Annotated in this window: 21 protein-coding genes, 1 pseudogene and 1 riboswitch; of the genes and pseudogenes, 5 read left to right on the top strand and 17 right to left on the bottom strand. The window is 34.1% G+C overall.

The features are described from left to right. Nucleotides 1-207: 207 nt before the first annotated feature. The 5 genes and pseudogenes from DN408_RS13905 to ybaK form a co-directional block, all read right to left on the bottom strand. Complete coding sequence (locus DN408_RS13905; RefSeq protein WP_002128267.1) at nucleotides 208-1,086, bottom strand: 5'-methylthioadenosine/S-adenosylhomocysteine nucleosidase; 879 nt, start codon at nucleotides 1,084-1,086, stop codon at nucleotides 208-210. Between the two features lie 175 nt (nucleotides 1,087-1,261). Next, nucleotides 1,262-1,365: riboswitch (purine riboswitch) on the bottom strand. Nucleotides 1,366-1,564: 199 nt separating this feature from the next. Further along, nucleotides 1,565-2,290: pseudogene (locus DN408_RS13900) on the bottom strand (helix-turn-helix domain-containing protein); the annotation flags it as partial. 411 nt (nucleotides 2,291-2,701) lie between these two features. Next, the gene (locus tag DN408_RS13895) at nucleotides 2,702-3,211 is read right to left on the bottom strand and encodes a DUF6141 family protein (protein ID WP_002128269.1); all 510 of its coding nucleotides are present in this window, start codon (nucleotides 3,209-3,211) and stop codon (nucleotides 2,702-2,704) included. A gap of 25 nt (nucleotides 3,212-3,236) precedes the next feature. Continuing rightward, nucleotides 3,237-3,419, bottom strand: a complete 183-nt coding sequence (locus tag DN408_RS13890) for a hypothetical protein (RefSeq protein ID WP_002128270.1) — start codon at nucleotides 3,417-3,419, stop codon at nucleotides 3,237-3,239. Between the two features lie 629 nt (nucleotides 3,420-4,048). Then, nucleotides 4,049-4,525 (bottom strand): Cys-tRNA(Pro) deacylase, encoded by a 477-nt coding sequence (gene ybaK / locus DN408_RS13880; RefSeq protein WP_147740217.1) that lies wholly within the window; start codon nucleotides 4,523-4,525, stop codon nucleotides 4,049-4,051. A gap of 341 nt (nucleotides 4,526-4,866) precedes the next feature. Here ybaK and DN408_RS13875 point away from each other — a divergent pair, with 341 nt between their 5' ends. Then, the gene (locus DN408_RS13875; RefSeq protein ID WP_078422365.1) at nucleotides 4,867-6,162 is read left to right on the top strand and encodes a histidine--tRNA ligase; all 1,296 of its coding nucleotides are present in this window, start codon (nucleotides 4,867-4,869) and stop codon (nucleotides 6,160-6,162) included. Between the two features lie 158 nt (nucleotides 6,163-6,320). On the opposite strand, the gene DN408_RS13870 is transcribed toward DN408_RS13875, so the two are convergent. Beyond that, on the bottom strand, nucleotides 6,321-6,602 hold the full coding sequence (locus DN408_RS13870) for a DUF1292 domain-containing protein (RefSeq protein ID WP_002013967.1): 282 nt from the start codon (nucleotides 6,600-6,602) through the stop codon (nucleotides 6,321-6,323). Nucleotides 6,603-6,965: 363 nt separating this feature from the next. Then, complete coding sequence (locus tag DN408_RS13865; RefSeq protein ID WP_078203903.1) at nucleotides 6,966-8,018, bottom strand: pyruvate kinase; 1,053 nt, start codon at nucleotides 8,016-8,018, stop codon at nucleotides 6,966-6,968. A gap of 267 nt (nucleotides 8,019-8,285) precedes the next feature. On the opposite strand from DN408_RS13865, the gene DN408_RS13860 reads away from it, so the two are divergent. After that, nucleotides 8,286-9,959, top strand: coding sequence for an alkaline phosphatase (locus DN408_RS13860; protein ID WP_078422366.1), 1,674 nt, complete (start codon nucleotides 8,286-8,288; stop codon nucleotides 9,957-9,959). Nucleotides 9,960-10,043: 84 nt separating this feature from the next. On the opposite strand, the gene DN408_RS13855 is transcribed toward DN408_RS13860, so the two are convergent. Next, nucleotides 10,044-10,724: an NAD(P)H-dependent oxidoreductase gene (locus DN408_RS13855; RefSeq protein ID WP_002013971.1), complete on the bottom strand. Its 681-nt coding sequence runs from the start codon at nucleotides 10,722-10,724 to the stop codon at nucleotides 10,044-10,046. Nucleotides 10,725-10,851: 127 nt separating this feature from the next. On the opposite strand from DN408_RS13855, the gene DN408_RS13850 reads away from it, so the two are divergent. Continuing rightward, nucleotides 10,852-11,226: a winged helix-turn-helix transcriptional regulator gene (locus DN408_RS13850; protein ID WP_002013973.1), complete on the top strand. Its 375-nt coding sequence runs from the start codon at nucleotides 10,852-10,854 to the stop codon at nucleotides 11,224-11,226. A 372-nt stretch (nucleotides 11,227-11,598) separates the two neighbouring features. Here the strand turns inward: DN408_RS13850 and DN408_RS31435 are convergent, their stop codons facing one another. From DN408_RS31435 to DN408_RS13815, 6 genes are all read right to left on the bottom strand, one after another. Next, the gene (locus DN408_RS31435) at nucleotides 11,599-11,751 is read right to left on the bottom strand and encodes a hypothetical protein (protein WP_002128281.1); all 153 of its coding nucleotides are present in this window, start codon (nucleotides 11,749-11,751) and stop codon (nucleotides 11,599-11,601) included. Nucleotides 11,752-12,127: 376 nt separating this feature from the next. Beyond that, nucleotides 12,128-12,853, bottom strand: a complete 726-nt coding sequence (locus tag DN408_RS13835; protein WP_002185367.1) for a hypothetical protein — start codon at nucleotides 12,851-12,853, stop codon at nucleotides 12,128-12,130. Between the two features lie 336 nt (nucleotides 12,854-13,189). Further along, nucleotides 13,190-13,948, bottom strand: a complete 759-nt coding sequence (locus DN408_RS13830; RefSeq protein ID WP_002013978.1) for an SDR family oxidoreductase — start codon at nucleotides 13,946-13,948, stop codon at nucleotides 13,190-13,192. Between the two features lie 56 nt (nucleotides 13,949-14,004). Beyond that, on the bottom strand, nucleotides 14,005-15,669 hold the full coding sequence (locus DN408_RS13825) for a putative ABC transporter permease subunit (protein ID WP_002167957.1): 1,665 nt from the start codon (nucleotides 15,667-15,669) through the stop codon (nucleotides 14,005-14,007). After that, entirely contained in the window at nucleotides 15,662-16,387 is a 726-nt protein-coding gene (locus DN408_RS13820) for an ABC transporter ATP-binding protein (RefSeq protein WP_002033261.1), read from the bottom strand. The genes DN408_RS13825 and DN408_RS13820 overlap by 8 nt, the downstream gene beginning before the upstream one ends. 88 nt (nucleotides 16,388-16,475) lie before the next feature. After that, nucleotides 16,476-16,670, bottom strand: coding sequence for a hypothetical protein (locus DN408_RS13815; RefSeq protein ID WP_002142517.1), 195 nt, complete (start codon nucleotides 16,668-16,670; stop codon nucleotides 16,476-16,478). A 331-nt stretch (nucleotides 16,671-17,001) separates the two neighbouring features. On the opposite strand from DN408_RS13815, the gene DN408_RS13810 reads away from it, so the two are divergent. Next, nucleotides 17,002-17,361, top strand: a complete 360-nt coding sequence (locus DN408_RS13810) for a DUF3796 domain-containing protein (protein ID WP_078178987.1) — start codon at nucleotides 17,002-17,004, stop codon at nucleotides 17,359-17,361. Further along, the gene (locus DN408_RS13805; protein WP_002084410.1) at nucleotides 17,349-17,549 is read left to right on the top strand and encodes a helix-turn-helix transcriptional regulator; all 201 of its coding nucleotides are present in this window, start codon (nucleotides 17,349-17,351) and stop codon (nucleotides 17,547-17,549) included. Before DN408_RS13810 ends, DN408_RS13805 begins: the two co-directional genes overlap by 13 nt. A gap of 174 nt (nucleotides 17,550-17,723) precedes the next feature. On the opposite strand, the gene DN408_RS13800 is transcribed toward DN408_RS13805, so the two are convergent. From DN408_RS13800 to DN408_RS13790, 3 genes are read right to left on the bottom strand one after another with little or no spacing between them, the layout of a single operon-like run. After that, nucleotides 17,724-18,035, bottom strand: a complete 312-nt coding sequence (locus tag DN408_RS13800; protein WP_002084409.1) for a hypothetical protein — start codon at nucleotides 18,033-18,035, stop codon at nucleotides 17,724-17,726. Next, nucleotides 18,017-19,039 carry an anti-sigma factor gene (locus DN408_RS13795; RefSeq protein WP_147740216.1) on the bottom strand — a complete coding sequence of 341 codons (1,023 nt, stop codon included), beginning with the start codon at nucleotides 19,037-19,039 and terminating at the stop codon, nucleotides 18,017-18,019. Before DN408_RS13795 ends, DN408_RS13800 begins: the two co-directional genes overlap by 19 nt. Then, the gene (locus DN408_RS13790) at nucleotides 19,029-19,529 is read right to left on the bottom strand and encodes a sigma-70 family RNA polymerase sigma factor (protein ID WP_002066381.1); all 501 of its coding nucleotides are present in this window, start codon (nucleotides 19,527-19,529) and stop codon (nucleotides 19,029-19,031) included. Before DN408_RS13790 ends, DN408_RS13795 begins: the two co-directional genes overlap by 11 nt. Between the last annotated feature and the right edge of the window lie 37 nt (nucleotides 19,530-19,566).

Genomic DNA, 19,566 nt, shown 5'->3' with positions numbered 1-19,566 from the left:
ATTTGATAAATCGTTCGACTTTTCTTTTTTCTATAACTGTCTTTATTTTTTGTGTAAAACCCTTCTTCCTCTGTAGAATAAGTACAAAAATAGATTGGATACCATGTAAGGCACCAATCTATTTTAATTAAAGAAACTTTGGTAATTCTGAGTTCACAACACATTGTGCAGTAATGATAACATTTTTATATTGAGACAGAACTACTACTATTTATTTGGTATCGAATCTATATACTTTTTAACTACTTCATATACATATTCTTGATTTGCCGCTGCGGTATTTGGGTTGTATTTTCCGCCGTTTGTTTTATTGTTAGATAATACGCGAATCCCTAAGAATGGTACGTCATAAGCTTTTGCGATTTGCGCTGCTGCTGCACCTTCCATTTCTTCTACAGATGTACCGTATTTTGTATGGAACCATTTAATTCTATCAACTTCATTATTCCAAACGTCTGCTGAACCTATAGTACCTTCCACCACTTTACCTTTTGTATATTTATCTTTCACTGCATTAGCTGCTGCAAGTAAATCCTTATCTCCCTCATAGTATCGGATTTTCTCAGCATTTGGATCTTCTCCTGCACTTCCTTCAGAAGCCATTAAGTCCATAGATATCCATTTTGCCGGTTCAATCCCTTGGTTCTCATCCATATTTGTTGTTTTTAATGACCCTATATTCGCGACTTGTTTTCCTAAAACAATATCAAATACGTTTAAATTAGGATCATGTCCACCTGATGTTCCTTGGTTAATAATCGCTATAGGCTTATATTTTTCAATAGCCACTGCTGTAGCGGCTGCTGTATTTTCCATTCCTTTACCTGTTTTCGCAACGATTACAGGATAATTGTCTACAGTTCCTTTATAAAAGGTAAAAGTTCCAGATTTTTCTTCTTTCACATTTTTTAACCTTTTTGCAAATTTTTCAGCTTCTATTGGCATTGGACCTTGAATTAAGATTGGTTTTTGATTACTTTTTGCCTCAACTTGTTTTGGACCCGCATTACATCCCGCAAGTATTGAGAATGACAATGCAACAGTAGTTACTAGGGCAGCACATTTTTTCAACGTATTCTTCTTCATAAATAATCTCCTCTTTCTCTTGTTGTTTTCTATACTCGATGTTTTGGTCCAAAGAAAAAAGCTCTAGAAATTGTAGAAAAATCTCTACTTTCTAGAACTACGGTAGTCAAAGTTAATTAAGCAAAAGATAAGGCCATTGCTAAATTATAGAACGGTAGCGGCTCAATACACCGAATGACCGAATACTTTAACCCGTAGTCCAGTTCTTTCATTGGGAACTAGGTAGAAACGCTCGGACCATATTACCGAGTATATACGAGTGATGTTATTTAAAATTATTATATTGATAATATAACAAACTTTTAGTGTATACACAATCTAAAAGTGAACACTTTTAATAAAAATAATAAAAATGTTCGTTTTTACAACTTAAATAGTTAGGATTCATCATTCCTAAATGGATAACGACGCTAAAAAACTCATAACCCATATACTAAACTAGATTAACCTACAACAACCGATCTTTTACAGACAATTACTCTACCTTTTCAGCGTTTGAGGCATTTACTACTACATAATTCGGTATTGTCGCAACGAGTTGTATTAAATGTTGGTACATACTAATTTGCATCATTTCATTCGCCTTCTCAGTATTTCCAAGCATTTGATACGCTTGTGCGATTAAATCTTCCTCTGGAAAATTAGGTCGTATCGTTTCGCCAAGTAATTGAAGCACCTCATTTGGTCTATTGAGTATAAGATAGCAAGTTGCTTGAAAAGATGCCGCCTCTTTCACAAGAGAAACATCTTCACTTTCTCCCTGCACTCGGCTAAAGAGATACATTGCCTCTTCTAAAATTTCAATTCTTCTATCCATATCCTCTGTTAACATGTGGTGATTAATAAAAAGTAGCCCCATTTGAATTAATAATGGAAAACAAGAATAATATTTTTTTGTCACTTCCCTGCACTCCATCATTACTTCATCAAACGGTTCTTCACTAAAAGCTTCCGCTAGTCTATGATATAAATTTTTAATATCTTCCTGTTCCATTTGCGGTGTATAACAGATTAATTCATCTATACTTATGTTAAAGTACGATGCTAACAGTGGCAAAAATGTAATATCCGGATAACTCTGCCCAGTCTCCCATTTGGAAACAGATGCTTTCGTAATACCGATATACGCCACTAACTCTTCCTGTGTAATTCCTTTTTCTTTTCTCTTATCCGCAATGATTTTATGAATATGAATTTCTCTCACTGTATCACCTCATACTTTTATTATATGTACTTTATTTCACACAAAATATAGATTTAAAGTCGACTTTCGTTAACAAAATCAACTGTTAGGAAACATCTCTCTAAAATAAAAGAAGCTCCAAATTTTATTATATTTAGGTCATAGATATTAAACTTAATAAAATCAAAGGCAGGAACATATTTGATATGTTCCTGCCTTTTTATTGTGGGGTACCGATACATAGCCATCTAGCTAAGATTTTGAAGTGCTTCAAAATCAAAAATTTCATCTCACCACAGTTTTCTATGAGAATCCAGTGAACAACTTATTTGCATAGTTTTCGAAAGTGGAAGTAAATTTAAGTTATTTTTAAAGTAGGTATACCTAGTACAAATTCTTGAATTGCGCCCGTTTGTTGAATATTAATTTTCATTATACTTTTTGTACTGAGTCCAGTGCTTTTTTTAATTCGTCTGGTTTTTGAGTGCCGATTACTACTGTGTTATATTGCAACTTTAACTCTATACCTTTATTTCCATTCATGTTATAGGCTTTTTCATTCTTAAGGTTAAAACGAATTCCCCATCCCCCAAATCGTTTTAGTGGACTGTAAGTAATGCATTCATAATGATGTATATTTTTGAAAAGGTACTGCTTATATTGAAAATGAAAAGGAACAAAACGAACATAAAGACCTTTTTCACGGACCTCAATGATCAGTTTCAATACTCCAAGCATTAATACAGGAAAGGCAATCCCGAAAAACAACCACATAACAATTAATACACCATTAGGAGCCGGTTTATCTCCAAACGGGATATCAAGAATAATTTGTTGAATAAATCCATACCACATCAGTATGGAAATCCCTAATATGAGTATCCATACCCAAATTTGGGATCGCTGAACCTCACGAAAGATAACTTGTTCTTGTTGTTTCATTAATGATTGTCACCTCCTAAATGGTTTATTTTTTCTCACTAATTTTAAGCCGTTTTGCACTTCCGAAAAATGCGCTCCCAATTATGAATATAATGGAAGAAAGATACATTGTTATCCCTGAATATTTATTTTCAAATATTGTAGTATTAAGTAAATTAATAAACATTATTAATATAAGTGATATGTATAATCCATTAATATATTTCATTTATACCCCTCCCTTATTTTTTCTTCCATCTCCTTTTTCCCTATTTTACCATATGAGAGAAGTGATATATTGTTTGATTTTGGTTGTATATTGTATGCATACTTGGTTAACATAACGTCTCATTATCAGTAGCAAGGAAAAAGAAGAACCCTGCTCTCACAAGGGAACCTTCTTTTTTAGTTCTATGAATCTATACATTTTTTTATACATTCCTATCCTGGCACGGTTTTAGGGTTCTTGTTTGTTACTGGATTAGCCAAAAAACTGTATAAAATCTTGCATACTCTTAGCGTGGGGTTTTCCAAAATACTGGCATCCCCCAATATGTGCTTTCTTATGGGTATTTCTTGAACCCTCATTAAAACACTTTCCCGTCCTTTGTCTATCTTTAAAAGTAACTCTGCTTGTTTATTTAAAGTCCTTGAAACGAGGCATTGTACTCCTCCTAAAGCCAAACAAATGATTAAAATTACACATCCATATTATACTTATTAAACTAAAAATTCAATCTCTTTTTATTTCATTCATTATGTAAATAAAAAAGGATAATCCGCCCTCATAATGGACTAATTATCCTATAAATCTTTATCTAAATTTAATAAAATTAGAACTTCTTTTCCTATGTATACTTATTTCGTTATCTCACCAAACTGCGCTCTCGTCACTTTCATCAAATCTTCAACTTTAAGCTCAATTTGCACGCCGATTTTCCCGCCGCTTACAATGATTGTTTCAAGTGATTGGGCACTTTCATCAATACATGTAGAAAATAATTTCTTCATTCCTACTGGTGAACAACCACCGCGAATATACCCTGAAACTTTCGTAATATCTTTAACAGGAATCATTTCTATCTTCTTTTCACCGACCGCCTTTGCGGCTGCTTTTAAATTTAGTTCCTCATCTACTGGGATAATGAACACATGATAATCCTTACTATTCCCTTGAGCGACAAGTGTTTTATATACTTCTCTCACTTCTCTACCAATTTTCCCAGCAACTGATACGCCATCAATTTTCCCATCGTCCGGATCATATGACATCATCGAATATTCAATTTTTTCTTTTTTTAATATTCGCATCGCATTTGTTTTATCTTTTTTCATAGTGTTCTCCTTAAAAAGTTATTTCATATTATTAAATTTTCTTTTATTATACACTCTTTTCAATTTCTCCTACATAACTTCACGTATTCTTCAAAACTGAAAATATTGATATTTCCAAATTCATCTGATATAATTTGGAAAAACTTATGTTAAGGAGAGATTTTAATGCGAACTTTTAATACGTCTTTCCAACTTCATCATCATACGTAACGCCGTGTATCCGAAGAAAAATTTTTCTTCGTGGGTACAGGGCTTTTCCTGTTGACCCACGAAGCGTTCATAAAGCTATGTGGGTATTTTTATACCCGCATAGCTTTTTTTAATTTAAAAGAGGAGTGATTATGGTGGAAATGAAAAATGTAAAAGGGACAAAAGACTATTTACCAGAGGAACAAGTACTACGAAATAAAATTAAAAGAGCTTGTGAAGATACGTTTGAACGTTATGGCTGTAAACCGTTAGAGACACCAACGTTAAATATGTATGAGCTTATGTCTTACAAGTACGGTGGTGGCGATGAAATTTTAAAAGAAATATATACACTTAAGGATCAAGGAAAACGCGATCTTGCCTTACGTTATGATTTAACAATTCCATTCGCAAAAGTCGTGGCGATGAATCCGAACATCCGCCTACCCTTTAAACGCTATGAAATTGGGAAAGTATTTCGAGATGGGCCAATTAAACAAGGAAGATTCCGTGAGTTCATTCAATGTGACGTTGATATAGTCGGTGTAGAATCAGTCATGGCGGAAGCTGAACTCATGAGCATGGCGTTTGAGCTGTTCCGAACGTTAAACTTAGAAGTAACGATCCAATATAATAACCGAAAATTGTTAAACGGTATTCTCCAGTCTATTAACATCCCTACTGAACTAACGAGTGACGTAATTTTATCATTGGATAAAATCGAAAAGATTGGGATTGATGGTGTACGAAAAGATGTATTGGAGCGCGGGATTACTGTAGAAATGGCCGATACAATATGTAATACTGTTTTATCTTGCCTAAAGCTCCCTATAGCCGACTTTAAAGACACTTTCAATAATACACTTGTCGCCGATGGAGTAGAGGAACTACAACAACTACAGCAATACTTACTCGCTCTCGGAATAAATGAAAATACGATATTCAATCCGTTTTTAGCAAGAGGACTCACAATGTATACAGGCACTGTGTATGAAATCTTTCTAAAAGATGGCACGATTACATCTAGCATCGGTAGCGGTGGTCGATACGATAATATTATCGGAGCATTCCGTGGTGATAATATGAACTATCCAACAGTCGGTATTTCATTCGGTTTAGACGTTATTTATACAGCACTATCACAGAAAGAAACCATATCATCTACAGCGGATTTATTTATCATCCCACTCGGGACAGAATTACAATGCTTACAAATTGCCCAGCAATTGCGCTCTACTACTTCTTTAAAAGTCGAACTTGAACTAGCCGGACGTAAATTGAAACGTGCCCTTAATTATGCAAATAAAGAAAATATCCCGTATGTGCTAATAATTGGTGAAGAGGAACTATCTACAGAAACAGTTGTATTGCGTAATATGAAGGAAGGTACTGAAGTGAAGATTCCCCTCTCTTCCTTGGAAAATAACACATTTAATAACTATATATAATAAGCGCCACCCTCATTCGGGTGGTTTTTCTAGTGCATAAATAAAGCGTCATTCAGTTTACATAATATAATTATTGATTTCTATAAATGTAATTTTCAACCATATAAAAAAAAGAGGGCAGATATGCATCTCCCTCTTTTTTCTAACTCTTTTTATTATTATTCTTGTTCTTGCTCGTCCATAATCTTCTCGAACGCCGCAGATACTTTTTCAAATTCCTCGTCATTCTCTATGTATGAGAATTCATTATCTTCTTCTACTTTTAAAAAGAAGATATCAATGTCTTCCTCAGTTTCTGTTTGAATGTCTTCTACAAAGGCAACCGCAATGTATTCTGCACCTTCGACATCCATCGCTCCAAGTACTTCAACTTCCTGTTCTTCATTATTCTCATCGGTAAGACTAAAAATTTCGCCTACTTCAATTGCTTCCATATTCATTCTCCTCCTATCATACTCTAAAAAATAAAACGTTCAAATTGCACACTTACTAACATATCTTTCCATAAAAAAGTTGAATTCATACAGAAAGAACAACAAATTCTTGCTGATTCAGCAAAAGTATTCAACTATAAGGATATCATTTATGAATAGGAATGAACATATTTTAAATGAGATAATTGGATTAATTAATTTAAAATCCTTCTTTAGATTTCCGAAAGACCTCCATGTTCCATAATGGTTCTTTCATATAGGCAGCTGGAATGCCACCTTTCAATCTGTAAGTAAATACTAAAATAGCACCTCCTATCCTGATTCCTTTCCGTACGTTTTTAGGATGAGAGATAAATCCTTCTATATAAACTAAAGAGACTTATGCAGCAATTCCAATACATCTTTCATCGCAAAAGGACCGTCTTTTTTTACATGCTCAGCGAATTCAGAAACGAGACGTAACGTTTTCACACTTTCGATTGGATGATCTCCTGACGCACTTTCAGCAGAAAGCATAACAGCATTCGTCCCGTCCAATACAGCTTGAAATACATCTGTCACCTCAGCTCTTGTAGGAATAGAATGATCTACCATAGATTGAAGCATTTGTGTCGCTGTAATGACATATGTATTCGTTCGATTGCACTCACGAATCATCATTTTTTGTAACAGTGGAATAAATTGATACGGCAATTCCACACCTAAATCTCCCCTTGCGATCATAATGCCATCCGCTTCTTTGCATATGTCTTGAAAATTCTCGATTGCTTCCATCGTTTCTATTTTTGCAATTAAATTTGGGGAAGTTTCTTTATGTTCATGTATAAAACTTCGTATTTCCTTTATATGACTAGGTTTTCGAACGAAAGAACACGCAATAAAATCAACTTCCTCTTCTAGAAGAAATTGAATATCTTTTTTATCTTTCTCCGTAATAGCTGGCAAACTAACAATTGTACCTGGTAAGTTCACCCCTTTATGAGAGGAAATATTGCCACCTGTTTTTATTCTCGTTTCTATTTTTTCCGAACTTATCTTTTCAACGATTAACTCAACTTCTCCATCATTAATAAGAATTCTACTTCCAACTTTTACGTCATTCGCAATCCCCACATAATCAACACTTGCTTCTTCTTTATTCCCTTGCACTGGATTGGTATATAAAGTAAATAACTCCCCTGCTTCAAGTGTAATTTGTTCTTCTTTCATTTCACCCAATCTTATTTTAGGACCTTGTACATCCCCTAGAATTTTAATAGAATCGTCTAACGATTTTACTAAACGAATGATGTCTTTATGACTTTCATGCGTACCATGTGATAAATTTAACCGAACAATTTTCATACCATTGTTTATTAACTGCGCTAACGTTTCTTCATTATTACTCGCTGGCCCAATTGTACAAACTCGATCAATTGTCATGTCCCCACCATCCTTTTTTAAATGTTTCCCATAAAATAAAGAGAAGATTCTTTTTATAGGAAAGACCGTGTAACTAAGGGTGCAAAGAGGTTTTATATGAAGAGAATATTTTGCTGAAGAAATAGCTTTAATTTAACTTTTTGTGCCCAACATTTTGACTCAATCGTTATTGTTAGTTTCGTTGCAATGGGGTACTACTAATAATAAATCTTGTTTACATACGAACGTTAGATTGGGATATCGAAAACGACCTATGGAGGAACCACAATGAATACTCTTCGAAAAAAAATAATGGGACTAACATTAGCGGGAACGGTAGCACTATTTACATTAGCAACAGGAATCATAATGAACGATAATGAGGTAAAAGCTGAGGTAAAAAAAGCAGGAAAGCAACCTAAAAATGTGATTTTCATGGTTATAGATGGGACAAGTTCTTCTGCTACAACATTAGCCCGGTGGTACAAAGGTTCACCTCTTGCGCTAGATCAAATTGTATCCGGAGGTGTTCGTACATACTCAGCAGAATCGGCTATTACGGACTCTGCACCAGCAGCCACAGCTTTAGCGACAGGAAATAAATCAAATTCAGGCTACGTGGGCGTATTACCTTCTGTTGTGAATTCACCTGGCTTAGAACCAGTGAAAGAAGAATGCAAGTTTCGTCCAGTTGCCAACGTCTTAGAAGGCGCAAAACGTTCCGGCCGCGCGACAGGAATCATTGCTACATCAGAAATTCAACATGCTACTCCGGCTAGTTTCTCTGCCCACCACGTTAACCGTAAAGATTTCGAAGTACTTGGTGAACAGCAAGTGTATCAAAATATAGAAGTTGTATTAGGTGGTGGAAAAGCAGCACTTCAGCCTATGACAAGCAACGGAATTCGTAAAGACAACGAAGATTTAGTAAAAGTGATTCAAGACAAAGGGTACGACTTTGTCGAAACAAAAGATGCGTTATTAAACTCCAAATCAAATAAAATCTGGGGTTCTTTCTCTAATACTGCCCTTGCGTTCGATATGGATCGTAGAATAACCAATCCTAAGCAGCCAACTCTTTCCCAGATGACGAGAAAAGCAATTCAAACATTATCAAAAGATAAAGATGGTTTCTTCTTATTTGTAGAAGGTAGTAAGGCAGATTGGGCAGCACATGCAAATGATCCAATCGGGATGATTAGCGATGTATTGGCATTTGATGTTGCAGTTACAGAAGCATTAGAATTTGCGAAGAAAGACGGTAACACTATGGTCATTGCTTTAGCGGATCATGGTAATAGCGGTATTTCCATTGGTAACAGCAATACCACAAAAGGCTATGATACTACACCAGTATCAGCTTACATTGCCCCACTGAAAAAGGCGAAAATGACACTTGAAGGTGCTACAAATAAACTAAAAGATGATTTATCTAATATAAAAGAGGTCGCTGCACTTTACGGTTTAGACGACCTAACTGATAATGAAAAAGAGCTGTTAAAAGCTGCACAAAAGAAAACTGATGTAGGTCCAATCCTTACTAAATTATTGGCCAACCGTGCGAACATCGGTTTTACAACTGGTGGTCATACGGGTGAAGATGTATTCTTATACTCTTACGGTCCTCAAAAGCCATACGGTTTAGTCCAAAATACAGACATTGCGAAAATAATGGCCAAAGCAATGGGCTTTCAATTAGGAGAATTATCTAAGAAATTATTCTTAGATGCTGAAACATCCTTTAAACAAATTGGTGCAACTGTAACGATTGACAAAAAAGATGCACGAAACCCGGTGCTTGTAGTAAAACGCAATAATACGGAGGCCAAATTGTTTGTTAATAAAAGCATTATATATATTGGTGGGAAAGATTATGAATTAGGAGGCATCGTTGTAGAAAGCAACGAGAAATTCTATGTACCTGAAAAAGCACTTCAACTATTCACAAAGCATTCTCGCTAAATTTAAAAACAGACATAAAAAAACGCTATCCTTTCTATAGAAAGGGTAGCGTTTTTTTCGTTATATGGATACAAATTTATCTTATTAAATCCATTCAACAATAGTATCCATAGTTTGTCTTGTTTTATTAAATTTTGGTTCTCCTTTACGGTATCCAAATGCAACCATAACTGATACCTCAAGATTATCATCTTTTAAAATTCCTTCTTGACGAAGTAAAGAATCTACTTTTTCTTTATCGAATCCTTCCATTGGACAAGAATCAATACCGATTTGAGCTGCACTAGTCATCATATTAGCTAAAGCAATATAAGATTGCTTTGATGACCAATCAAATACAGCACGTTCGGAGTCTAACAATTTAAAATCCGATTCTTGGAATTTTTTGAAGAATTCATATCTCATTTGTTGGGCTTCTTCAGGCAATCCAATAATATCTTTCATCATGTGCTGAATATATTCTGCATCATAGTGCATATCTTTGATGTTTCTTGAAAGAACAATGACAAAATGACTTGCTGTTGAAAGTTGCCCACCTGCTCCCCATGAATATGGTAATAGTTTTTCTCTTAATTCTTTATTTTGTACCACAATAAATTTCCAAGGCTCATATCCAAAAGAAGAAGGAGATAATCTTCCTGTTTCTAAAATAAATTTAAAATCATCTTCTGAAATTTTCTTCATAGGATCAAATTCTTTACATGCATGTCTAAAGTTAAAAGCCTCAATAATTTTTTGTTTTGTATTTTGTTTTATGTTAGTCATAAAAGATCCCCTTTTCATTAAATTATTATTTAACCAAATTATATTTTTAAAGTAACAATGATACAAGTACGCACATTTATGTGCTATAGTATCAAAAAAGATACTATTGTTAAGGGAGAGTCTTTTTATGATTAGTTCAAAAGAAGATGATGTAAATTATCCATTTTTAAATAAATATTCTTGTCCAGTAGAAGCTATGGTCGAGGTTATTGGCGGAAAATGGAAAGGTGTTATTCTTTATCATTTATTAGATGGTAAGAAACGATTTAATGAATTAAAAAGATTAAAACCTAATATCACCCAAAGAATGTTAACACTTCAACTTAGAGAACTTGAAGCAGATGGCATCGTACATCGGGAGGTATATCGTGAAGTGCCCCCTAAAGTAGAATATTCGTTAACTGAACTTGGCGAGTCATTACGTCCAATTATCCTTTTAATGATGGAATGGGCGACTAATAATATGGAGCAGGTTTTGGAAAGTAGAAATAACACTAAATAGTATTTAAAACCTGTAATTAGCCATTACAAACAACTCAAAAAAGATTGCCTCTTAGTATACAGGCGATTTTTTTTTGAGTAAAAGGATTATTTGGGTCAGATTCTGGAAAAGTGTTAATATTCTTCATAAAGGAGGTCTACTGATGAAAAATTTATGGAAGAAAGTTTCTTTAATTGCTTTCATAGTAATTGTCCTTTTAATAATTTTATATTTTTGTGGTATGTCACTTTTCTGGAACCAACCCTAAATTACATTTAAAAATAAGCCCCCCTTGAATAAAATTCAATATTCCGTCAATGCTATACATGACATTAGATTTTCTCCTTGTTCCCCCTTGGAGAGTCGGGCAGCTAGCTTTTGTTAGCTGCTTTTTTATTTTCGAATCATTGCCGTCATTACTACTGGTGGTCCATTTGTTCCGTATTTCATAATTTGAGCAATTGATTGTAACTGCTGAATGCCTTCTTCTTCATTATGTTCTCCCTGAACAATTGCTGACGAACAATATAATGGTTGAACAGCCACTGTATGGAGACTCTTCCGCTAAATAAAATTGTGCGACCATTGGAAGTTCTTCTCGTTTTACATATTTCTAGGATTTTCTGCGATACTGGTGCAATTTCTTCATCATAAACTTCCTCTTTATCGTACATATCAATCCATTCCCCTTTTCTACAAAATGAAATTTTTGTAGAAAATAATGAACTTTAAAAACTACTAAATTGCAAATATAAATACAAGGGAGCGTTTTATATGACTTCCTATCAAAAAATATCTTTAATAGTTATCACTCTTTTTTATCATTGTGATGTTCCTTTTAAATGAAGTCTTTATTTCTTAACACCCAACAAGAATGTACAACAAACTAAAAAGGCCTACTCACACGAGTAGGCTTTTGAAACTATGAAAGCTTCGTTAATAATTGATTTAAATCTTTTTTCGTTTTCGTCGTTAATGACTTCATTTTATTAATATCGATCTTTTCTTTCTCCGCTCCTACAATTAACGGATACATACTTTGGCCAATTGTTTTATATTCAGTCGGATGTGATGCTTCTAACTCTTTTTCAATGACATCCCACTTCTCATTAATTTGTTTTCCAAGTTTATTAACTGTTTCTAATTTAGGATTTGCAGCTAATTGCTTGTCCAAGCTTTCAATTAATGTAACGACTTCTTTTACATTTGTTTTCACAGCGACGCTTTTCTTCGGATCTTTCGTTGTTTTTCCGTTATTGTTTGTACTTGTACTTTGATCTGTTGTTTTTCCGTTGTTGTTTGTACTTGTACTTTGATCTGTTGTTTTCCCGCTAGTAGTTTGATCATTCGTTTTTCCTGTCGTTTCTTTTTCTTTTGTTGTTTTACCGTTACTTTCTGTTCCTGATGATTCCTTTGTATTTTTTGCATCCTTATCTGTTTTTTCATTCGAAGAAGTATTTGTGTCTTTTTCAGTATCTTTCGTTGTTTTTGACGCTTCATCTGCACTTGTCGTTTTCGATTGCTCTTCATTTTGTGCAGTTGCCTGATCCTTCTTCGCTGCATCTTTATCTGTGGAGGTACTACAAGCTGCCATTGTAAGCATTGTACCAATTGCTACTGATGCGATAGCGACCTTTTTCATTTTCATAAAAATCCCCCTATGTTTACAATTTTATCCTTCTCTTTACGATTCTATTTCCCCTTAAAAAATCCCTTTTCATACGAATCACCATCTTTCCGACAGTAATCTTCATAATAATACGTACAAAAAACGATAAATTCATTTTAATATTCGAGTTTTTTCTACTACATTTTCCTCCTCTGTAGCAAAAGAAAAAGAGTATGTTGTCACATGAAGATTTACAATCTACAAATGACAACATACTCCCCTATCAATTTTTTATCTTTCTTGACATTTTATTTATACAAAAAACAAAATAATTACTAATTTTTTTATTTCTCAACAATTGTTAACATAATATTTTTATGAATAACCACCGTTCGAATGAATGACTTGCCCAGTAACCCACTTCGCTTCTTCACTTACTAAAAAAGCAATTAAGCGTGCCGCATCCACCGGTTCTCCAACTCTTCCTTGCGGGAATTTCCATACTAAATGATGCTGTAATTCCTCTGTAATCCATCCTGTATTCGTCGGTCCTGGATCAACAGCATTGACTGTAATCCCCTTCTCCATAGCAACTGGTGCAACTGACTTTGTAAATGCTTCTATTGCTCCTTTCGTTGCTACGTATGCTAGTTCATCTGGCATCGGACCTAATGACTGCCCAGAAGTAAGATTTATAATACTTCCACTCGTTTTAAGTGAAAAATGTTTAATAAATAATGAACTTAATAGCATAGGAGCACGAACATTAACCGTATAATGTTTATCTAGCTGTTCTACATCTAACTCTTCAATTTTCGTAGGAGTAGAATACGCCGCATTATTAATAAGAATAGATGGATCCCCTAAACGTTCTGATACCATATACAATACACGATTAGGCGAATAAGACTGCGATAAGTTTATTTCTGCCATTTCACATCGAACGCCGTAACTTTCAATTTCCTTTTTCAACAAAAAGGGCTCTTGATCATTCATTCCCCATGGCATCGCTTTATCATACCGAGGCCAATACGTGAAAAAAATGTCTATCCCATTTTGAGCAAGCACCTTGCATACAGCTGCACCAATTCCATTCAGACGAGTTGCCCCTGTTACAATTGCTATTTTCTTCACCTTTTCTCCTCCATCTATGGATAAATCCCCTGCACGAATACAGAGGATCTACCTTTTTAATTAATATTTGACAATATACGCTCAGCGCCTAATTTTAAAATTTTAATAAAGATATAATTTACAATCGTAAACATTACAAATAAAACGATAAACATAATCCAAAGTCCTACTTGAAGGAAGAAGTATAATACACTTACACCCGCTACAATAACTAAAGCTATTAAAATATTAGCTAAAAAATTCCACAAAGTTGTATATCGACTTTTAAATAATTTCTGTTCTGTATCCCAATGAATATCTGCAGTTTGTGCATCCCAGCGTGTACCGATTAAATTGATTAACAATAAACCGTTCGCACTTAGTAAGAACCAAAGTATCATGAAGACTGGCGAAATACCTGCTACAAATGCCATTGTAATACCGAATACTCCTAAAATGACTACATTAATTAACCAGGCCGTTATCGCTTTCGCAAAAAAGATATCCGAAGCCTTTACTGGTAAGTAACGATTCACAAACCAAGAGCTTCCATCTCGTGAGAATGACGTTGTTGCAATAACGTTACTCCCCATTAAAAATAAGGATGCACAAAGGCCCACACCAATTGCGAAACCTGCTGATTCTGGATTATCAATATACCCTGTAATCCATTTTAAATTTCCATCTTGTACAAACAACACAAAGAACAGCATAATTGGCATAACGAAAGTTTGCACAATACAATTTAAGAAAAATTGTGGCGTACGGAATAACGTTTTAAATTCTTTTTTCACATATGCTTTTAAATGAGAACTTTGTACTGTTGATTTCTGTAAACCTTCTGCTGAAATTACCTCTTTCTTTGCTGTACTCGTTGAAAGTCCAATAACCCCTTTTAAATATGTACGCTCTGCAATGTAATAAAACAAACCGAAAAATGCGATAGAAATAAGAATATATATTAGTACGTATAATATTCCTTTCCACGATGCATTTTCTACTAATCCCATTGCACCAAAATATGTAGTCGGAAAATAATTTGTCATTTGTATAAAAAGGGAGGATTGATTATTTGTAAGATAATTCGCAACCGAATCTCCAGCTCCAGATACTGCACTTTTATTTCTCCATTGCATAAATACATTGATTCCGACGATAAATAGTATACTTACGATTCCAATAAATATACTTCCTCGATCTTTATTTTTCGCTATATTCGTATACCTCATAATAATTGTCATAATTAACGAAGCTAAAACTAGCGGAATGATCGGGAAGAATAAGTAAATGACAATCATATAAATGTAATATGTAATGAAAGCCCCACTCTTTAAACCGTAAGTAATAAAGATAGGCAATAAAATAAACGAGCTCATTACGTATTGTGTAATTAACACTGTAAAGAACTTTGCCGAAATAATTTGCGCTGGTTTTAACGGTAACGGTAGCAACATTTCAACATCATTACTATAGTAAAACACTGTTAAAATGTTCATAATACTCATCAAAAATACCCATATACTAGCAACTGCTAATCCCATCGCAATAACAATTCCTGGATCCTGTCCGAGGTGTATCATTCCTTCATATATTCCATGGGTCATCGAACCAAATATTAAAAAACCTACAAATAAAATGGCTGCAAATGAAAATAAATACGCCCATCTTTTCTTTTTATCTGTTATGAAATCTGCATAATTTAATTTCAATAATACTTTCGTTAACGTCCAAATTTTACTCATTGCCCGTCATCTCCAAGAACATTTTTTCAAGTGATTCATTGGATTCAAAATGATCTCTCATTTCATTTAAATTCCCTTTAAACTGAAGATTTCCCTTATTAATAATCGCGACGCGGTCACATATTTTTTCAGCTACTTCTAATACGTGTGTCGAGAAAAATACAATCTTCCCTTTATCAGCATGTTCTCTCATCATTTCTTTTAAAATATATGCAGATTTCGGATCAAGACCTGTTAACGGTTCATCTAAAATCCATACATCTGGTTCATGTACGAGCACACCGATAATAACAATCTTTTGTCTCATACCGTGTGAATAACTTTGAATTTGATCAGATAAAGCATTGTACAGATCAAACTTCTTCGCTAATGACTCTATTCGTTCTTGTCTTACTTCCTTCGGTACTTCATACATATCAGCCATAAAGTTTAAATATTCAATCCCTTTTAATCGTAAAAACATATCCGGGCTATCTGGAACATAGCCAAATGTTTTCTTCGCTTCCATCGGATTTTTCATAATATCTTTACCGTTGATTGTAATGGTTCCTTTGTCCACCCCATGAATACCAGTAATCATCTTAATTGTCGTTGATTTACCCGCACCATTCGGTCCTAAAAACCCAAAGATTTCTCCGCTCGGTACAGATAAACTTAAATCTTTTACTGCATAGGTAGATCCATTATAACTTTTTGACACATTCAAAATTTCGATCATTACATCCAATCCTTTCCTTAATTACCAATTAACTATATTAACATTATAGCATACTTATATTTATAGATTTTTACATTTTTCAGTTTTTTTAACCTTTAAAATAAATATAAACTCCTAATCCAACAATTAAAACAACAGCTAGTATTATATAAATCATCGTAAGTCGTTTAATATTTCCTTTTGTCGCTTTACTATAATTCGCATCACCATTTCGCCCAATTAACACCGTTCCAATTACAGTAATAACTACAAGTAATATAACGATCATTATCCCAGTTAACATTTCGTCCTCCCCCTCCTTACATCCATTTTACGATATTTCCCTTTTTATTTTACAGAATATTTAACCTTTTTTACTATTATTATGAAATAAATTGCAAAACTATTATTACTATGAATTTCCATATGTGATATATTTATAACATATAGTGATTTATCCCGCATTAACTGGCAGTAAGACTCCCACCTCAAATTTCGGCTGGAGCAAAGAAGTTAGGTGGGAGCCCTGCTGCCCGTAAACGCCCGATTGGTGAAGGCTAATAATCAGTGGGGGATGAACACCCCCCACTGATTAAAGTTTCACTTTATTTCTAACATCGAAAGGAGAATCTATCATGAAAACGACTTGGATAAAATATTTAGGATTTCTCGGTTTCTTTGGGTTTCTCGGATTTTTTTATGAAAAAGGATTGTTTACTATGTTTTGTTTCTTCTCCTTTTTCACGACGTATAGAAAAGTTCAACACGATGAACTATTTGAACAAATCGTCAATAAATCTTGCCGCAACGCCTTTATCATTACGTTATTAACTACCGCTATCATTATCTTTATTGAAATGTTATTTCCGAATCCTACACTACAAGAGATTGATATTGCTCTTATTTTCAGCACACTCATTCTTACATTCGGATTCTCTACCTTCTTTTACGATAAACCAGTTGATGAAATGGAAGATGGACCATGGCGTTCGTAACGAAGATAAAAGAATACCGTGCCAAAGTACATATGACGCAGGAAGATTTAGCGAAAAAGGTTGGTGTACGTCGTGAAACGATTAGCCATCTTGAAAAAGGAAAGTATAACCCTTCTTTACAGCTTGCTCATGATATAGCGAGGGCACTACATAGTACGATTGATGAGGTTTTTATTTTTGAGGATTAATAAAGGGCACCAAGTTTAATATATAATACTGAATCGTGAGCGGAAAACATATCAACAAAACCACAGCCTAGATGCATAGTGCTCTCCTTTCAAATTTGATAGGTTCTTCTCTTATCTAGTTTACTTTTTACACATTAAAAAAGAGCGAATCTACATTCGCTCTTTTCCACATATTTATGGCGTAAAGCTTATCATCCAACCTAACATAAATCCAAATACAGCAAACAGTAACATAAAAACAAATAAACTACATGCCCACAATGCATATTTTCGACTTTTGCTTTTTGTGAGCATGCCTACGACTGAACACATCAATCCAGCTCCAACTATTTCTCGAAAACCTTCGCCTATAAATGTTTCTTGAATAAGCAATGTAATGTTCAAATACAATAACGCTAGAAAGGCAATAATTAATGAAATAATACCCATCCACGTTTCCTGTTTATAAATACGATTCTTTCTTTTTTTTAAGAATGCCAATTCCATAACCTCGCTTCACCTACTTTCAATTTTCTAACTTTTTCGTGTCTCATCAATTTTTCAACTTCTACTTTAGGCCCAGTTACAACCATCCCGTATGTTTTTACCCCATTTTTTTCAAGGAAAGATATACGCTTTGACAACTCTAATACTTTTGCTCTAGATAGCTTCACTGCTAAATTTTCATGCTTCTGTAATGACTTTAAAACATCAATAAATTGTTCCTCATGAGGTGAATCACTTAAAAAAGGACCACTTGGACTTGAAATCATATCTGCTGGAAAGCCAATCGGGGCAACATACATACCCTCATCATTCATTTGCTTCTCCTCTAATCCTGTATTAACTGCATACCAAACGATATCAATAGTAGGAAACGTATCCGTTACCTCTTGCACACTTAATAATTCCCTAAAAGATACAAATGCTTCTACAACAGATTCTTGTGGAAGACCCTTTAATATCTGCGCTTCTTCGCCACTATTATAGGACGCATTATAATTATTAGGATGAGACAACACTTCGTTATCTATATACGGGATTTCTGGGATTTTTTCATCTGTTGTATATTCACGGCTTACTTTCGTTGCTTTACTTAATAAATAATCTGTTTTCTCTTCTCCTATTCGAATATCTTTCTTTCCTACCCTTTTATACAAATCAAAATGCAATTGTAAACTAAGCGGTAACAATGTTTGCTCCATGTCCCTTTCTTTCATAAATACATTAGGTTCTGTTACACTTAATGTTTGATTTACTACATTCCGTATCTCCATCGCGTTTGTAGGTGCCAATGTATAATATAAAAGTGTAGATATATATAAAATAGGTTGAATAAGTAATAAAAAAGTAAATACAATCAACACATTCGTAATTCGAGCTCTTTTTTTACCTATTTTCAACACTTGCTGCTGTTTTCCATCAGGAAGTGAATCTGGTCTTTGATGAAGAGCTTCTTGTAACAATTCTTTATAATCATCTTGTTCAGAATGAGGTTTATCATTTGTCATTTTGACTCTTTTCCTCCTTTAACAATTCTTTTAATCTCTTTCTCCCACGAAATATGTGACTTTTATAAGTATTTACCTTTAAATCTAATACAGTAGCACCCTCTTCGTACGTTAATTGATGTACGTCACATAATAAAATAGCTTGTGCCTCTACCACTGGTAAAGTATGAATAATCTGAATTAATTTTTCATAACTATTTTTTGCGACTACATACTCTTCTGTAGATTCCCCTGCTTGTATTGTCTCTAATTCCTCCGTTCCTACAAAAGCTACTTTTTTCTCTTTCCTTACAAAATCAATAAACGTATGATATGCCACTTTAAAAAGCCATGATTTTACCTTTTGGTTTTCATAGTCTTCTAGATAAAGATACGCCCGATAAAAAGTCTCCTGCATCAAGTCCTCCGCTACGTGATGGCTACGAGAAAGGGAAAATAAATACCGGTACACATCGTTTATATAAACCTTATATATTTCTTCAATTTCCATCCCCTCCTCCTTTCATATATAACACGAATAAGCGTGT

The organism is Bacillus sp. AR13-1, assembly GCF_008042285.1.
GTDB lineage: Bacteria > Bacillota > Bacilli > Bacillales > Bacillaceae_G > Bacillus_A > Bacillus_A mycoides.
The sequence above is the reverse complement of the archived record's forward strand: the minus strand, read 5'-3'. Positions and strand labels throughout refer to the sequence as shown.

Bases quoted from the DNA above. Each gene is read 5' to 3' on its own strand.
- DN408_RS13850 (WP_002013973.1), top strand. From the start codon at position 10,852: ATGATTAGTTCAAAAGAAGATGATGTAAATTATCCATTTTTAAATAAA.
- DN408_RS13825 (WP_002167957.1), bottom strand. From the start codon at position 15,669: ATGAGTAAAATTTGGACGTTAACGAAAGTATTATTGAAATTAAATTAT.
- DN408_RS13835 (WP_002185367.1), bottom strand. From the start codon at position 12,853: ATGAAAATGAAAAAGGTCGCTATCGCATCAGTAGCAATTGGTACAATG.
- DN408_RS13810 (WP_078178987.1), top strand. From the start codon at position 17,002: ATGAAAACGACTTGGATAAAATATTTAGGATTTCTCGGTTTCTTTGGG.
- DN408_RS13805 (WP_002084410.1), top strand. From the start codon at position 17,349: ATGGCGTTCGTAACGAAGATAAAAGAATACCGTGCCAAAGTACATATG.
- DN408_RS13795 (WP_147740216.1), bottom strand. From the start codon at position 19,039: ATGACAAATGATAAACCTCATTCTGAACAAGATGATTATAAAGAATTG.
- DN408_RS13865 (WP_078203903.1), bottom strand. From the start codon at position 8,018: ATGACAATTGATCGAGTTTGTACAATTGGGCCAGCGAGTAATAATGAA.
- DN408_RS13875 (WP_078422365.1), top strand. From the start codon at position 4,867: ATGGTGGAAATGAAAAATGTAAAAGGGACAAAAGACTATTTACCAGAG.
- DN408_RS13800 (WP_002084409.1), bottom strand. From the start codon at position 18,035: ATGGAATTGGCATTCTTAAAAAAAAGAAAGAATCGTATTTATAAACAG.
- DN408_RS13790 (WP_002066381.1), bottom strand. From the start codon at position 19,529: ATGGAAATTGAAGAAATATATAAGGTTTATATAAACGATGTGTACCGG.
- DN408_RS13895 (WP_002128269.1), bottom strand. From the start codon at position 3,211: ATGAAACAACAAGAACAAGTTATCTTTCGTGAGGTTCAGCGATCCCAA.
- DN408_RS13815 (WP_002142517.1), bottom strand. From the start codon at position 16,670: ATGTTAACTGGGATAATGATCGTTATATTACTTGTAGTTATTACTGTA.
- DN408_RS13890 (WP_002128270.1), bottom strand. From the start codon at position 3,419: ATGAAATATATTAATGGATTATACATATCACTTATATTAATAATGTTT.
- ybaK (WP_147740217.1), bottom strand. From the start codon at position 4,525: ATGAAAAAAGATAAAACAAATGCGATGCGAATATTAAAAAAAGAAAAA.
- DN408_RS13905 (WP_002128267.1), bottom strand. From the start codon at position 1,086: ATGAAGAAGAATACGTTGAAAAAATGTGCTGCCCTAGTAACTACTGTT.
- DN408_RS13870 (WP_002013967.1), bottom strand. From the start codon at position 6,602: ATGAATATGGAAGCAATTGAAGTAGGCGAAATTTTTAGTCTTACCGAT.
- DN408_RS13855 (WP_002013971.1), bottom strand. From the start codon at position 10,724: ATGACTAACATAAAACAAAATACAAAACAAAAAATTATTGAGGCTTTT.
- DN408_RS13820 (WP_002033261.1), bottom strand. From the start codon at position 16,387: ATGATCGAAATTTTGAATGTGTCAAAAAGTTATAATGGATCTACCTAT.
- DN408_RS13860 (WP_078422366.1), top strand. From the start codon at position 8,286: ATGAATACTCTTCGAAAAAAAATAATGGGACTAACATTAGCGGGAACG.